The following is a 14,087-nucleotide window of genomic DNA, read 5'->3' on the forward strand; positions in this document are numbered from 1 at the left end:
TCCGCTACGAGGCACACCTCACGATACCTCATGTGTCACTAACTGAACGGTATTGCCATTAACCCGGCACGTGACTTCGGTCCCCGACTGGCGTCGTATCTCACCGGCTACAGCAATGCCTGGCGGGATCAGTACGGGAGTTTGTACTTCTGGGTGCCCATCGTTGGCCCGCTGATCGGCGCTCCGATCGGGGTGTTCCTCTACGACAAGCCGGTCGGCAGGTTCCTACCCGACGACGTGGCGACGGACGAGGCATCCGAGACGTCGGAAGCGTCCGGGAAATCGGCGACGATACCGGCGTGATCACGAATCATCATCTCTGACAGTAAATCTCTCCACTTTCTTCGATACCAAAAGGGGTAGCATGATGGCGAAATTCGTAGCCGCGGTAGACCAGGGAACCACCTCCACTCGTTGCATGATCTTTGATCACAGTGGGCATGTGGTTGCCGTCGAACAGCATGAGCACGCGCAGATCTTTCCGCAGGCGGGTTGGGTCGAGCACGATCCGATCGAGATCTGGGACAACGTCCGCAACGTCACAGCGGGCGCTCTGGCCAATGCAGACCTGACCGCAGATGACATCGCGGCCGTCGGAATCACCAATCAGCGTGAGACGGCAGTGGTCTGGGAGCGAGCCACGGGGAAGCCGATTTACAACGCGATCGTGTGGCAGGACACGCGTACCGACCGGATCTGCACGGCGCTCGCCGGCGCGGACGGCCCCCAGAAGTACACCAAGATCACCGGGTTGCCGCTGGCCACCCACTTCTCGGGTCCCAAGGTCAAGTGGATTCTCGACAACGTCGAGGGTGCTCGCGACAAGGCTGAAGCGGGCGAGTTGTGCTTCGGCACGATGGACACCTGGGTGTTGTGGAACATGACCGGCGGTGTCCAAGGCGGAGTGCACGCCACCGACCCGACCAACGCCTCGCGCACGCTGTTGATGGATCTCGATACCCTCGCTTGGGATTCGGCGATCTGTGCAGATATCGGCATCCCGGTGTCCATGCTCCCCGAGATTCGCAGCTCGTCCGAGGTCTTCGGATTCGTTCGTGAGCGTGGCACGTTGTCCGGCGTGCCGATCGCCGGAATCCTCGGCGATCAGCAGGCGGCGACCTTCGGTCAGGCCTGCCTTTCGCCCGGAGAAGCGAAGAACACCTACGGAACCGGCAACTTCGTGCTCCTCAACACCGGCACCGAAAAGGTGATGAGCAAGAACGGATTGTTGACGACGGTCTGTTACAAGCTCGGCGAGCAGGCCACGGTCTACGCACTGGAAGGATCGATCGCCGTGACCGGGTCACTGGTGCAGTGGCTTCGGGACAACCTCGGCATGATCGAGACCGCGGCCGATATCGAAGTGAACGCACGCACCGTGGAGGACAACGGTGGCGCGTACTTCGTTCCCGCGTTCTCAGGCCTGTTCGCCCCTCACTGGCGTGCCGATGCGCGGGGTGCGATCGTCGGTCTGACCAGGTTCGTGAACAAGGGCCATCTCGCCCGCGCAGTCCTCGAGGCCACCGCGTATCAAAGTCGTGAGGTCATCGAAGCGATGAACCTCGACTCGGGTGTCGACCTGAAGGTTCTCAAGGTTGATGGCGGAATGGTGGCGAACGAACTCCTCATGCAGTTCCAGGCCGATCTGCTCGACGTCGAGGTAGTCCGCCCTGTCGTGGCTGAGACAACCGCATTGGGCGCCGCCTATGCCGCTGGTCTCGCGGTCGGGTACTGGGAGAGCGAAGACGACATTCGCAGCAACTGGGCGAAGGACAAGAGTTGGACGCCGTCGATGGATTCGGCCGAGCGCGAGCGGTTGTACGCCGGCTGGCAGAAGGCTGTCACTCGGACACTCGACTGGGTCGACGCAGACTGATCGCTGCGTTCGCATTTCTACCTATTTTCAAGTGAAGGAACAGTTTTCATGAGCACAGCACAAGCATTGAGTCCGTCCTCGCGGGCGGAATCGCTGAAGAAGTTGGAAGAAATCGAACTCGACGTACTGGTCATCGGCGGTGGTGTGGTCGGCGCGGGTAGCGCGCTCGACGCCGCAACTCGCGGCCTGAAAGTGGGATTGGTGGAGGCTCGCGACTTCGCGTCCGGAACCTCGAGCAGGTCCAGCAAGTTGTTCCACGGTGGTCTGCGTTACCTCGAGCAGTTCAATTTTGCGCTCGTGTTCGAGGCGCTGCGTGAGCGGTCCCTGGTACTGAACTCGCTGTGCCCGCATCTTGCGAAGCCGGTTCCGTTTATCTACCCGCTCGAGAAGCTGATCGACCGGCCGTATGTCGGTCTGGGCATCGGCGTCTACGACGTGATGGGCGCAGGCCGTGGGGTTCCCTCACACCACAAACATGTGGGCCGGAAGAAGACTCTCGAATCGTTTCCCTCCGGAAAGCGTTCTGCTATACGCGGTTCGGTCAAGTTCTACGAGGGTCAGGTAGACGATGCCCGCCACACGATGATGCTGGCGCGCACGGCAGCCGAATACGGCGCGCTGTGCGTCAACAGCACCCGCGTCGTCGGTTTTCTTCGCGAGGAGGACCGCGTTGTCGGTGTGGAGGCAGTGGATCTGGAAACGGGCCGCGCCTTCGAGATCCGTGCTCGCCAGGTCATCAACGCGGCCGGCGTGTGGACTGACGAAATTCAGGAAATGGTCGGTGGGCGAGGGCAATTCCAGGTCCGTGCCTCCAAAGGCGTGCACCTGGTGGTTCCGCGCAACCGGATCAACTCGTCGACCGGGATCATCACGCGGACCGAGAAGAGCCTGCTGTTCGTGATCCCGTGGGGAAGCCACTGGATCATCGGTACGACCGACACCGACTGGAACCTCGACCTCGCGCATCCGGCAGCGAGCCGAAGCGATATCGACTACATCCTCGGTCACGTCAACAATCTCCTCCAGGACGAGTTGACGTACGAGGACGTCGTCGGTGTGTATGCGGGACTGCGTCCGTTGCTGTTCGGCGAATCGGACTCGACCAGCACTCTCTCGCGTGAGCACGCGGTGTCGAGTCCGGTTCGAGGCTTGACGGTGGTCGCCGGTGGCAAGTACACCACCTACCGCGTGATGGCCAAGGACGCAGTCGATTCCGCGGTGCACGGATTGGAACAGAAGGTGCCGAAGTCGTGCACCGAGCGTATCCCGCTGGTGGGTGCCGACGGTTACTTTGCCGCCCACAACAATCGGCACCTCACCGCTGAGCGCACCGGGTTGCACGTTTCGACCATCGAGCATCTACTGGGTCGGTACGGCACTCTGGCCGACGAGTTGTTCGAACTTATCGAGGCGCGACCGGAACTGGGGCAACCGTTGGACTCCGCCCCCGAATACCTCAAGGCGGAGATTCACTACGCTGTGAGCCACGAGGGTGCGCAGCATCTCGATGACATTCTGACCCGTCGTACCCGCATCTCCATCGAGGTCACCGACCGCGGCGATGAGGCGGCTGCGGAAGTAGCAGAACTTGTTGCGCCGGTGCTGAGGTGGACTCCGGAGCACATCGTCGAAGAGATCGAGCACTACCGGTTGCGTGTCGCGGCCGAGCGTGAATCGCAGGAGCAGCCTGATGACCTGACTGCCGATGCGGCGCGTCTGGGTGCGCCCGACGTTCGCGCCGGAATCAGTGTCGGATAGTCCCGAACGGGTGATCGGGTGTGGACTACTTCGCGCCGCACATCATGCCGGTCGAGGGGTTTAACGGAGGTGCCCAGCAGCGCTGCGAGTGCGACGCACCTGCGAGTACTCGTAGCTGTTCTGCCAGGCGACGGTTGCGACCAGAACCCAGATGATCCATGTTGCGCTCATGTGCGCGCCGACCAGGCCCATGACGATGGGGATCGCGGTGCAGGGGAGTGCCCAGCCGAGCAGCCACCGCCGGTCTGATCGCGCAAAAAGTCCGGCCGTCGCACTGATGCCGAAATAGACTGCGACGCTTCCGCACAGCAACCAGCGAAGGCTTGTCGGTGTGTGCTCTGCGCCGTGTTCGGTGGCCGCACCCAATCCGGCCACCAGCACGGCGATAGCGCCGGTAGTGAAGCAGTGCAGGGCCATGTCGATGCGAGCGGGGAACGCGCCGGAGCGAAGGTGTGGGACTCCCGCATGGCCGTAGAGCAAGGACAATGACCACATGCCTGCCAATAGGACGAACGAGCCGATTGCCAGACTCACGATCGTCGAATCCCAGATCAGTTCCGATGCGGCGGAAATCACGAGGATGACGCCTTCGCCGAGCACGATGATGACGTAGAGACCGAGTCGTTCGGCGAGGTGCGCACGATCGGAATGCAGTGCCTCCAGTTCGGGAATCGGTCTGTCTCGATTCCCACGAATTCTGATGACTCGATCCAACTTCTCCTGCGCGTCCTCCATGACGGCAGAGCCGGATACAACGAACATGATGAGCAAATCGATCGTGACGCCGGCGGCCCACAGCCAGAGTCGGGCGTCGCCCTCCACCCAGAACGAGATGACCCAGGGGACAACACCGAGGGACATCTGCGCGATCGGCCAGTCCACGACGATCTGACCGTTGTGCCAGACGCGACTGGCAAGCAACCGCACCGCGACGTAGGCGATGGCAAAGGCCAGTGCGTGGTTCTCGTGGATTCCGGCGACCGCGGCCATCATCACAGCCAGTCCGAACATCGCGATCAGCATGCTCGGTATGCGGACCCGATCTCCGGCAACGTTGCCGTACATCGTGAAACATGCCCACGCCGTCCAGAACGCGAGGTACAGCAGCGCGTAGAGGCCGAAGTCCGACCAGGTTGGCGAGCCGTGCAGTAGGTGGGCGAGCTGTCCGATCCCGGCGACAACTACCAGATCGAAGAACAACTCGATCCACGACGCGTGCCGTTCGAGTACTGATTCCTGGCTTTGTCCCGGTGGTTCTTCCCGCTCCCGCATTCTGGCAAGTATCCGTCATCGGAGACGACGCTGCTGGTAGCGCCCGAACTTGTCCGTTTCGTTGACGCGATGCTTACACTCTTCGAAAGTGATCTGAGTCATATTCAGTTGAGGTGGTCGTGGTGCGAGGTGGTGACGGCATGGCCCTGTCGGCGCAGGACTACGACCGAGTCTTTTCGATTCTCGACTACTGCAGCACTGCGAAGACGCTCGACGAACTCAAGCGCCTGCTTATGGTGGCGTTGTACGAGAACTATCGGTGCCCCAACACGACGTTTCTGGTCGGCCCCACCTTCACGACAGCATTCGCCGATCCGAATCCGGTGACGACGGGCCGAATCACGCCGATACTCGACGAGTACCAGGCTCGCTGGTACCTCGACGACGTATTTGCGACGGCGCAATCGCGTGCGACTCTATTGTCGTCTCCGGCCATCGCTCACACGCAGTTGGCCAATGTTCCGTCCCAGTCGGCAACGTATCTGCGCGACTTTCTCTACCGAAAGCGGTTGTACAGCGCGTCGGTCATGCACCTCGAATTGGCGCATGGTGTTCACGGACTGGTAGGAATCTTCGATTCGGAAGGTAAGGATCTATCCGCGAGTGACATTGCCGGGCTGGGGATATTGGGTCGGCAGTTGTCGTTGTTCTGTCAGACGTTGCCTGGTCAGCGCAGTCCGAGTTGGCGTGAGAAATTGACCCCGCGGCAGATTGATCTGGCTGAGCTTTTGGCGGACGGTCACACCAATGACGAGATTGCCGTGATCTTGTCACTGAGTCCGGACACGGTGAAGAAGTACGTGAGCCGGATTCTTGCGCTGGTGCACGTGCGAAACCGAGCGGAATTCGTGAAGTTGGTCTACGAGCACAAGCTGGCCGACCAGCGCGCGTGAGTTTGTCTACTTTCGTGCACTGTGACAACGATCATGGTGTGGATAGCGTTTCGGTGCATGGCCAGGAATTGGCCCACAGCACTAGGAGGGAAATCATGAGCAGACTTCGCTTCGGATATTTCATGGCACCTTTTCACGTTCCCGGACGCAATCCGACGGCAGCGTTGCAGCGTGATCTCGAACTGGTAGAACACCTCGATCGGCTGGGTTACGACGAGGCATGGTTCGGTGAACATCACTCCGCCGGAAGCGAAATCATCGCGTCGCCGGAAATCATGATCGCCGCGGCCTCTCAACGTGCACCGCGAATTCGTTTCGGAACCGGAGTGACGTCCCTCTCGTACCACAACCCTCTGTGGGCGGCGGACCGAATCATGCAGTTGGACCACCTGACTCAGGGACGAACTATCTTCGGAGTCGGGCCGGGATCGCTGCCCACCGACTCGGCGATGATCGGATTGAACCCGACGGATACACGAGAATTGTTGCAGGAGAACCTCGATATCGTCGTTCGTCTTCTTCGTGGCGAGACGGTATCCGCGAAGACCCGCACTCACGAGCTGTACGACGCGAAGCTGCAACTCGCCCCGTATTCGGAGAACGGTATCGAAATCACTGTTGCCGCAGTAGCTTCCCCGACGGGACCGCGATTGGCCGGCACCTACGGATTGGGTCTGTTGTCGATCGGCGCGACGCTGTCCGCTGACGGATTTGATGCGCTGGCGCACCACTGGAATGTCATGGAAGAGCGTGCCGAAGTGAACGGCACAACCGTGGATCGGCGTCGATGGTCTCTGGCCGGCCCCTTCCACATCGCCGAGACCGAAGCGGAAGCGCGCAAGCAGGTGGAATACGGGATCGAGGAGTGGTTCGACTACTTCCAGCATGTGGCGGCATTCCCTCAGATGGCAGTCTCGGGAGCGCGTTTGAACGAGATGATCGATTTCATCAACGAAGCGGGAATCGGTGTCATCGGCACTCCGGAGCAGGCGAGGCGTCAGGTGCAACGACTCTGGGATCAATCCGGAGGATTCGGTTGCATGCTGCAGATGGGGCACGACTGGGCGAATCCGCAGGACACACGTCGTTCGGCAGAGTTGTTCGCGCAGGAGGTCTTTCCGTACTTCCAGGGTCAGGCGCAGGCCACACTTGACGCGGCAGCTCATGCGCGGGCAGTCCGCGAAGGTCACGCGAAGGCTCAACTGGACGCTGTCGATCATATGACGAAGAAGTACGCACAAGAGTTGGCAGACAAGGGTTGACGTGTACGTACTGGTGGAAAAGGGTGCGGTTGGTGTCCACGACGTGGAGGATCTGAAGGCGTTTCACGTGGAAGTGGAGCCCGGTCTCACGGATCAGGAACTCGACGACCGATTGCGTGCCGGAGACTACGGCTACGTCCGGGACGGAAGAGCCTTCATTCTGGTTTCACGGATACGCGAGAGTGTGACGGATGTGGAAGGGATGGCCGACATGGTCGATTACGCGAAGAGCAAAGGCTGGGTCGACCAGGAGGGAGAAGCGCTGCAGGCCCACATTGTTCGTGCGTAGTGGTTGTCAGACCATGTCGTTCTTCTGTAGCCAGCGCAAGGTCGGCCAACCGCAGAAGACAGGCAGCCAGCAGGTGAGCACGCGATAGAGGAGGACCGACGGAACTGCAATGCTTGCCGGGAGTCCGAATGCCGTCAGGCCGCCGATGAGGGCGGCCTCGACGGCACCTACTCCGCCTGGTGTCGGAGCGGCAGACGCGAGAGTTCCACCGATCATGGTCACGATAGTGACGGTAATGAAAGTTGTTCCGCCGCCGAACGCTTCGACACTTGCCCACAATGCGAGGGCTGCGCCGAGAGTCGTTGCGGCACTTCCGCCGACGATGATGAGGAATCGAGTGGGGTTGCGCGCCAACAGGCTCAGTTCTCCGAGGACTTCGGTGACCTGGGGCCGGAGATCGTTGTTGAGCCATTGGCGGAGTTTGGGAATGAACATGAAGGCGCCCAGGATTCCCAGGGCGATGCCGCCGATGAGGTAGAGCACCGTCGAACCCGGAATGAAGTGTGACAGATTGGTGTCTCGGCCGGCGACGATCGAGAAGAAGATGAGCAGACCGACGTGGGTGACTACCTGAACGGTTTGTTGCAGGGCAACGGCTGCGGTCGCTCGGACGGTGCCCAGTCCGCCCTTTTGCAGGAAGCGGACGCTGAGTGCCAAGCCGCCGACGCCGGCGGGTGTCGTCGTCGCTGCAAATGTGTTGGCTACCTGCATGATCAGGAGGTGTCGGTAGCTGACCATGGATGATGCGCAGGCCCAGAGGGCCGCTGCGGCGCCGACGTAGGTCAGTGCCGAGACGGCAAGTCCCAGGAGTGCCCACCACCAGTTTGCGGTGTTGAGTTCGGTGATGAAGGCCGGTACCTGGCTGAGGAATGGGTACGCGACGTAGACCAATCCGATGAGCAGCACCAACTGGATGATCTGATTGCGGCTGAATCGTGTGACCTGCGCGGGGGCGATTTTCTCGATGCCGTTCTTGGCGCCGACCTCGTCGCGGATCTCGGTCATCAGCGGGGTGGAGTCCGGGATTCCCCGCCGGATCCGGTTCGGCATCGCCGCGGTGGTCAACCGGCCGCTGGCCCCGAGAATGGTTTCTGCGCCTTGAATTCGGATGGCTGTCTCCACTGCCTGATCGACACCGAACAGTGATGCAGTCGTCAGGAGAAGTTGTGCGTTGTCCGACTGCATCTGCACTTCGGTGGCGCCGAACTCGGAATACGCGTAACCGCCGAAAAGGACCGTTCCGCCGTCGACGTGGATCTCGGATGCGCGAAGGTCTCCGTGGGCCATCTGATGGATGTGGGCGGTGTGCAGTGTCTGCCACAGCGCGTCGATAAGTTTCGAGGACTCACCTTCGGCGTCGAGGTCCTCGGACTTCTGTTCCTGGGCGGCGACGGAGAGGGGGATTCCGCGTGGCGAAGGACGCGCGTACATCTGCCAGCCGCGGTCGAGTACCGAGATCGCGACGGCTTTGGAGCTGGCGAGCCCGATATCAGCGAAGGCGATTCCCATCAACGCGCGATGCTCGACGGCGCGGCGGAGTGATCCGTGGGGCGGGGGAGTTTCACGATTGCGGAACGAGATCCAGCGGAAGGTCTGGCGGATCGCACCGCTGCTTCTCTGATTCTGTCCGTACAGTTCGACGGTCAAGGCGTCGCACAGTTCGCCGTCCGGGGATTGATCGATCGCCGCGGACAGGACGAGAGGGCCGATGCCCGACGGGCTGACCACGAGGAAAGCCGTGACACGGAAGCCGCGTTTCGACAGCACCCGGACCGCGGAATCCAAGGGAACCTCGAGACCCGGAGTGCCGACGACGAGCACGATCACGGCACCGATGAGGTAACCGACGGACAGGCCGAGCATCGACCTTGCCGGCACGATCGCGCTGACCACAAGGTGGATCGGGGCGAACAGCAGGAGCAGGGTCCACCAGGCGCGACGCCACTTCTTGGGCAGCCACGGACCGGACACGGTAAGAACAGCGGCCAGCATCGCGATCCAGCGGGGGTCGTCGAGGAACTGCGAGAGGAAGGTGGCGTCGAGGCGATCCGGCACGTCGAGGTGCCATTTGGGTGCCGAAATTCCGGTTCCGGTGATGGACAGCGCTACCAGCGCGATCAGTCCGGCGGCGGCGTATCCCGCGAGCAGTTTCCATCGTCGACCCACGATCAGTCCGATGAGAATCGCGAACGGCAGAGCCAGGATCGCGATGCCGTACAGAAGATAGACGGTGTCCGACAGACTGGGCGAGAGAACGCCGACGATGTTCGACACGGACGTTTCGAGAGCGTCCCACTGGCTGCGTGTGATCAACGAACCGGCGATCACACCGCCCATGAGTACAGCAGCGACGGCCACACGCATGATGTCGCTGGTTCTGCGTTGCAGCGGCGGCAGAAGGCTTCCCGTTACCGGGATGTCCCGTCCGTCAACGCGCATATGTTTTCAGAACTCTCTCGTGCTCGAGCGGCAGCCGTCGTGGCTACCTCGAATCAAAGTACCGTGCATGCATCGGTGCGCCGCGATGCAAGGACGTGTCGCTGCGAGCGCGATGGTAATTGCCGCAGAGATCGTACGTGTCCGGACAGGAGCGCGTAAAATTCAGTTTCCGGATGCTCGACGGTAAGGAGCGCACATTTTATGAGTCCAGAGTCGAATGGTGTGGACGGACGGGTTCCTGACCTGCCACTTACCGCAACCAGGATTTCCGTGACCGAGGACTACGCGCCGGAGATCGACGAGATCGCGAGTCTGACGGCCAAACTTGGTGGGCTTGAACCTGCTGAATTTGCGGATGCCTGGAGACAGGGCTATCCCTACGAGAAGAAGATGTCGCGCCGTGAGTACGAGCGAAAGAAGCGTCGACTTCAGATCGAACTACTCAAGCTGCAACTGTGGGTCAAGGACACCGGTCAGAAAGTTCTGATCATCTTCGAAGGCCGCGATGCGGCTGGTAAGGGTGGCTCGATCAAACGCTTCACCGAGCATCTCAATCCTCGCGGGGCTCGCGTCGTCGCTCTCGAGAAGCCGACGGATATCGAGCGCACGCAGTGGTATTTCCAGCGGTATGTCGCGCACCTGCCCAGTGGCGGCGAGATCGTCCTGATGGACAGGTCTTGGTATAACCGCGCCGGCGTCGAACGTGTGATGGGATATTGCACCCCGACCCAGTATCTCGAATTCATGCGTGAGGCACCGGAATTCGAGCGCATGCTCGTCAACTCCGGGATTCACCTGCATAAATTGTGGTTCTCGGTCAGCCGAGAAGAGCAGTTGGCGCGATTTGCCGCCCGCCGAACCGATCCAGTGCGTCAGTGGAAGCTTTCACCCACAGACCTTGCCTCCCTGGACAAGTGGGACGACTACACCCAGGCCAAGGAGGCGATGTTCTTCTACACGGATACGGGCGACGCTCCGTGGACGGTGATCAAGAGCAATGACAAGAAGCGGGCGCGACTCGAAGCGATGCGTCATGTGCTCGCCAGTTTCGAATACCCCAACAAAGATCACAAGCTTGTGGGAACCCCGGATCCTTTGATCGTCGGACCGGCCTCCGCAATCTTCGAAGAGGGTGAGCACGTCAACGTGATGTTGCCGAGTATTTAGCAGTCTCACAGATTGTGATGCTTCAGATCGAACTGGCCTCCGCCCACAGATTGATGCCGCTGTCGCGAGCATGCTGATCGATGGAGGCCAGTTCGGCGGCACTGAACTCGAGATTGTCCAATGCCCCGACATTCGACTCGAGTTGCGCGACGCTGGACGCTCCGATCAATACTGATGTGACACGCGGATTGCGCAGCGCCCAACTCAACGCGAGCTGTGCCAACGATTGACCTCGGCTTTTCGCGATGCCGTCCAGGGCACGGATATGTGCGAGAGCGTCGTCGCTGAGCCACGACGGGTCCAGTGATTTTCCCTGTGCTGCACGAGAATTCTCGGGTATCCCGTTCAGATATCTGTCGGTGAGCATCCCCTGCGCCAAGGGGGAGAACGCAATCACGCCGACTCCGAGTTCGTCGACTGTACTCAGCAGATCCTGCTCGATCCACCGGTTCAGCATCGAGTAACTCGGCTGGTGAATGAGCAGCGGAACGCCGGCCGCGTCGAGCAAGGCAGCGATGGCACGGGTGCGCTGTGGAGAATACGAGCTGATCCCGGCGTACAGCGCTTTGCCCTGCTGGACGGCGCTGATGAGGGCACCGGCCGTTTCTTCGATCGGCGTCTCGGCATCCGGGCGGTGGCTGTAGAAGATGTCGACGTAATCGACGCCCAGGCGGCCCAGTGACTGGTCGAGTGACGAGAGCAGATACTTGCGGGAGCCGCCGAAACCGTAAGGGCCCGGCCACATGTCCCAGCCGGCCTTGGACGAAATGATCAACTCGTCACGATACGACGCGAAGTCCTCCCGCAGTACGCGTCCGAAGTTGGTTTCGGCACTGCCGTACGGCGGGCCGTAGTTGTTGGCCAAGTCGAAGTGCGTGATGCCGAGATCGAATGCGCGTCGGAGCACCGATCGCTGGCGGTCGAGGGCGACGTCGTCCCCGAAGTTATGCCACAGACCCAAAGAAATGGCGGGTAGTTTCAACCCGCTTCGACCGGTGTGACGGTAGGGCATGGTCTCGTATCGATCATGCTGCGCGACATAGGGTTCGGACATGATTCCTGCCTTGGGTTCAGTTCTGCGTGGGCGTATCTCGGAGTTCGACAGACAGACGCGCTCCGCCCAGCGGGCTGTCGTGAAGCGAGGTGCTGCCGCCGTGGAGGAAGGCTTGCTGAGCGACCAGTGCCAGGCCCAACCCTGAGCCGGATTTACCCGCAGTAGAGCCGCGGGTGAACCGTTCGAAGACTGCCTCGCGCTCGCTCTCGGGTATGCCGGACCCGTTGTCGTCGATGGTGATGGTGAACGTCGCGGGCGGGCCGGGCCGGCATCCCAGGGTGATCTGCACTTCGGTGGCGCCGCCGTGCCGCACGGCATTGGTGATGGCATTGTCGAGGATCAATCGAATGCCACCAGGTAGTGCGTGAATGCGGTAGGGCAGAGGTGAATCGGTGGTTTCGACGCTCACCCGCAGATGCGGATGGAGGCGTTGTGCTTCATCGGCGGCGATATCGCATACTTCGATCAGATCCATGTCCTTGAAATCCTCGGCAGTGGACAACTCGCCCTTGGCTAACCGCTCGAGGTCGCGCAATGTCGATTCCACTCGTCCTTGGGCGCGCGCGAGATCGACCAGAATTTCGTGTCTTTGTGACTGATCCAGATCATGGATGGACAGCACTTCGATGTCAGTGCGCATGGCCGTCAACGGCGTTCGGAGTTCGTGTGCTGCGGCCGAGGCGAAATCTCGAGCCGTGGCCAAGGCCGACGTCGTGGCTGCCTGTGCGCTGGCAACGTCCTTGAGCATCGATTCTGCCGCTGCCGCAAGCTCATCCGCTTCTCGAATTCCGGAGACCTGGGTGGCGAGGTCAGGGTCGCGTCGAGCGATCCGGCGTGTCAATTCCACCAACGGACGCACTGCGGGTCCGCCGAACAGCCAGCCCAGTGCGGCCGCAGCACCGACCGCGCCCAGTCCGAAGAACGCCACCTGTCGCTGTTGATCGACAGTGATGTCTCGGGCCTCCGCATAGGGAACTGCCAGTGAGACAAGCGCATTGATTCCGTTGGCTTCAGCTGTGTAGGCGCGATACATCGTTCCGTCCACCTCGACGGTTTCCGAGCCTGCTGGCAGAGCTGGGAGCCTGGTGGGGGTGCTGGACATGACCTTGCCATCGGTGTCGGTACGGATGGTCACCGAGAACGCGCCGCCGTCACCGAAAGCGCCGAGGAACGGACCTGCGGTGGCGGCGTTGGCCACGACAACCGTCGACGCGGTCTCGAGTCGACGATCCAACTGTGCGAGGTTGTTTCGCGCGATCGCGAGCGCGACGACAACACCGAGTGCAAGGACGATGAACGTTGCTCCCAGCGCCGCAGCAGCAGCGACGCGGATGCGCAGTGAGAAGCGTCGAGGCTTCACGGGTTTTCCCGAAGAACAAATCCGACGCCTCGGACGGTGTGGAGGAGGCGAGGCGATCCGCCGGATTCGAATTTTCGGCGAAGGTACCCGATGAACACGTCGACGACGTTGGTGTCCGCCACGAAGTCGTACCCCCACACGAGTTCGAGGAGTCGTTCGCGGGTGAGGACAATTCCCGAGTTGTGGGCCAGGACTTCGAGCAATTCGAATTCGCGTTTGGTCAGTGGCGCTTCGTTGCCGTCGACGCGAACCCGTCGACCGGAAAGGTCGATGTCGAGGTTTCCGATGCGCAGAGTGTTAGTGCCTCCGGAGTGGTCGCCGGCGGGGGCATTGCTTCGCCTCAGCATCGCGCGGACGCGCGCTACCAACTCGGCGAGGACAAACGGTTTGACCATGTAATCGTCGGCACCGGATTCCAGTCCGGCGATCCTGTCGTCGACGGAGTTTCTGGCGCTGAGCACACAGATGGGTATCTCGTTGCCGGCCGCGCGCAACGCCGTCACCACGCCGGTGCCATCGAGGACGGGCATATTGATGTCGAGAACCACCGCGTCCGGGTGCTTGTTCGCGATCACTCGGAGGGCATCCGCGCCGTCGACAGCGGTCAGGACCGAGAACCCCGAAAGTCGCAGCCCACGTTCGAGTGAGGTGCGTACGTCGGCGTCGTCGTCGACCACGAGGATGAGCGGTGTCTCGGTCACCGTCCCATTGTGCACT

Annotated in this window: 11 protein-coding genes and 1 pseudogene; 7 read left to right on the forward strand and 5 right to left on the reverse strand. The window is 61.2% G+C overall.

All coding sequences use genetic code 11. From position 1 onward, the window contains the following. Window positions 1–48: 48 nt before the first annotated feature. From QM600_RS07760 to QM600_RS07770, 3 genes and pseudogenes are all read left to right on the forward strand, one after another. Window positions 49–303: pseudogene (locus QM600_RS07760) on the forward strand (aquaporin); the annotation flags it as partial. Between the two features lie 64 nt (window positions 304–367). After that, a complete protein-coding gene (gene glpK, locus QM600_RS07765) occupies window positions 368–1,876 on the forward strand; it encodes a glycerol kinase GlpK (RefSeq protein ID WP_283260885.1) in 1,509 nt (502 codons plus the stop codon). 48 nt (window positions 1,877–1,924) lie between these two features. Beyond that, window positions 1,925–3,634, forward strand: a complete 1,710-nt coding sequence (locus QM600_RS07770; RefSeq protein ID WP_283260886.1) for a glycerol-3-phosphate dehydrogenase/oxidase — start codon at window positions 1,925–1,927, stop codon at window positions 3,632–3,634. Window positions 3,635–3,694: 60 nt separating this feature from the next. Here the strand turns inward: QM600_RS07770 and QM600_RS07775 are convergent, their stop codons facing one another. After that, complete coding sequence (locus QM600_RS07775) at window positions 3,695–4,906, reverse strand: low temperature requirement protein A (protein WP_283260887.1); 1,212 nt, start codon at window positions 4,904–4,906, stop codon at window positions 3,695–3,697. Window positions 4,907–5,046: 140 nt separating this feature from the next. Here QM600_RS07775 and QM600_RS07780 point away from each other — a divergent pair, with 140 nt between their 5' ends. The 3 genes from QM600_RS07780 (at window position 5,047) to QM600_RS07790 (ending at window position 7,350) form a co-directional block, all read left to right on the forward strand. Beyond that, entirely contained in the window at window positions 5,047–5,799 is a 753-nt protein-coding gene (locus QM600_RS07780; protein ID WP_283260888.1) for a helix-turn-helix transcriptional regulator, read from the forward strand. A 95-nt stretch (window positions 5,800–5,894) separates the two neighbouring features. Continuing rightward, window positions 5,895–7,061 (forward strand): LLM class flavin-dependent oxidoreductase, encoded by a 1,167-nt coding sequence (locus tag QM600_RS07785; RefSeq protein ID WP_283260889.1) that lies wholly within the window; start codon window positions 5,895–5,897, stop codon window positions 7,059–7,061. Window position 7,062: 1 nt separating this feature from the next. After that, a complete protein-coding gene (locus QM600_RS07790) occupies window positions 7,063–7,350 on the forward strand; it encodes a hypothetical protein (RefSeq protein ID WP_283260890.1) in 288 nt (95 codons plus the stop codon). 6 nt (window positions 7,351–7,356) lie between these two features. Here QM600_RS07790 and QM600_RS07795 read toward each other — a convergent pair whose 3' ends face one another. Continuing rightward, on the reverse strand, window positions 7,357–9,789 hold the full coding sequence (locus QM600_RS07795; RefSeq protein ID WP_283260891.1) for a lysylphosphatidylglycerol synthase transmembrane domain-containing protein: 2,433 nt from the start codon (window positions 9,787–9,789) through the stop codon (window positions 7,357–7,359). Window positions 9,790–9,990: 201 nt separating this feature from the next. On the opposite strand from QM600_RS07795, the gene ppk2 reads away from it, so the two are divergent. Next, window positions 9,991–10,956, forward strand: a complete 966-nt coding sequence (gene ppk2, locus QM600_RS07800; RefSeq protein WP_283260892.1) for a polyphosphate kinase 2 — start codon at window positions 9,991–9,993, stop codon at window positions 10,954–10,956. Between the two features lie 22 nt (window positions 10,957–10,978). On the opposite strand, the gene mgrA is transcribed toward ppk2, so the two are convergent. From mgrA to QM600_RS07815, 3 genes are read right to left on the reverse strand one after another with little or no spacing between them, the layout of a single operon-like run. After that, window positions 10,979–12,010, reverse strand: a complete 1,032-nt coding sequence (mgrA, locus tag QM600_RS07805; RefSeq protein WP_283260893.1) for an L-glyceraldehyde 3-phosphate reductase — start codon at window positions 12,008–12,010, stop codon at window positions 10,979–10,981. A 16-nt stretch (window positions 12,011–12,026) separates the two neighbouring features. After that, window positions 12,027–13,370, reverse strand: a complete 1,344-nt coding sequence (locus QM600_RS07810; RefSeq protein WP_283260894.1) for a sensor histidine kinase — start codon at window positions 13,368–13,370, stop codon at window positions 12,027–12,029. Continuing rightward, window positions 13,367–14,071: a response regulator transcription factor gene (locus QM600_RS07815; RefSeq protein ID WP_283260895.1), complete on the reverse strand. Its 705-nt coding sequence runs from the start codon at window positions 14,069–14,071 to the stop codon at window positions 13,367–13,369. The genes QM600_RS07810 and QM600_RS07815 overlap by 4 nt, the downstream gene beginning before the upstream one ends. Between the last annotated feature and the right edge of the window lie 16 nt (window positions 14,072–14,087).

The sequence above is a fragment of the Rhodococcus sp. IEGM 1379 genome, assembly GCF_030056815.1.
GTDB lineage: Bacteria > Actinomycetota > Actinomycetes > Mycobacteriales > Mycobacteriaceae > Rhodococcus_F.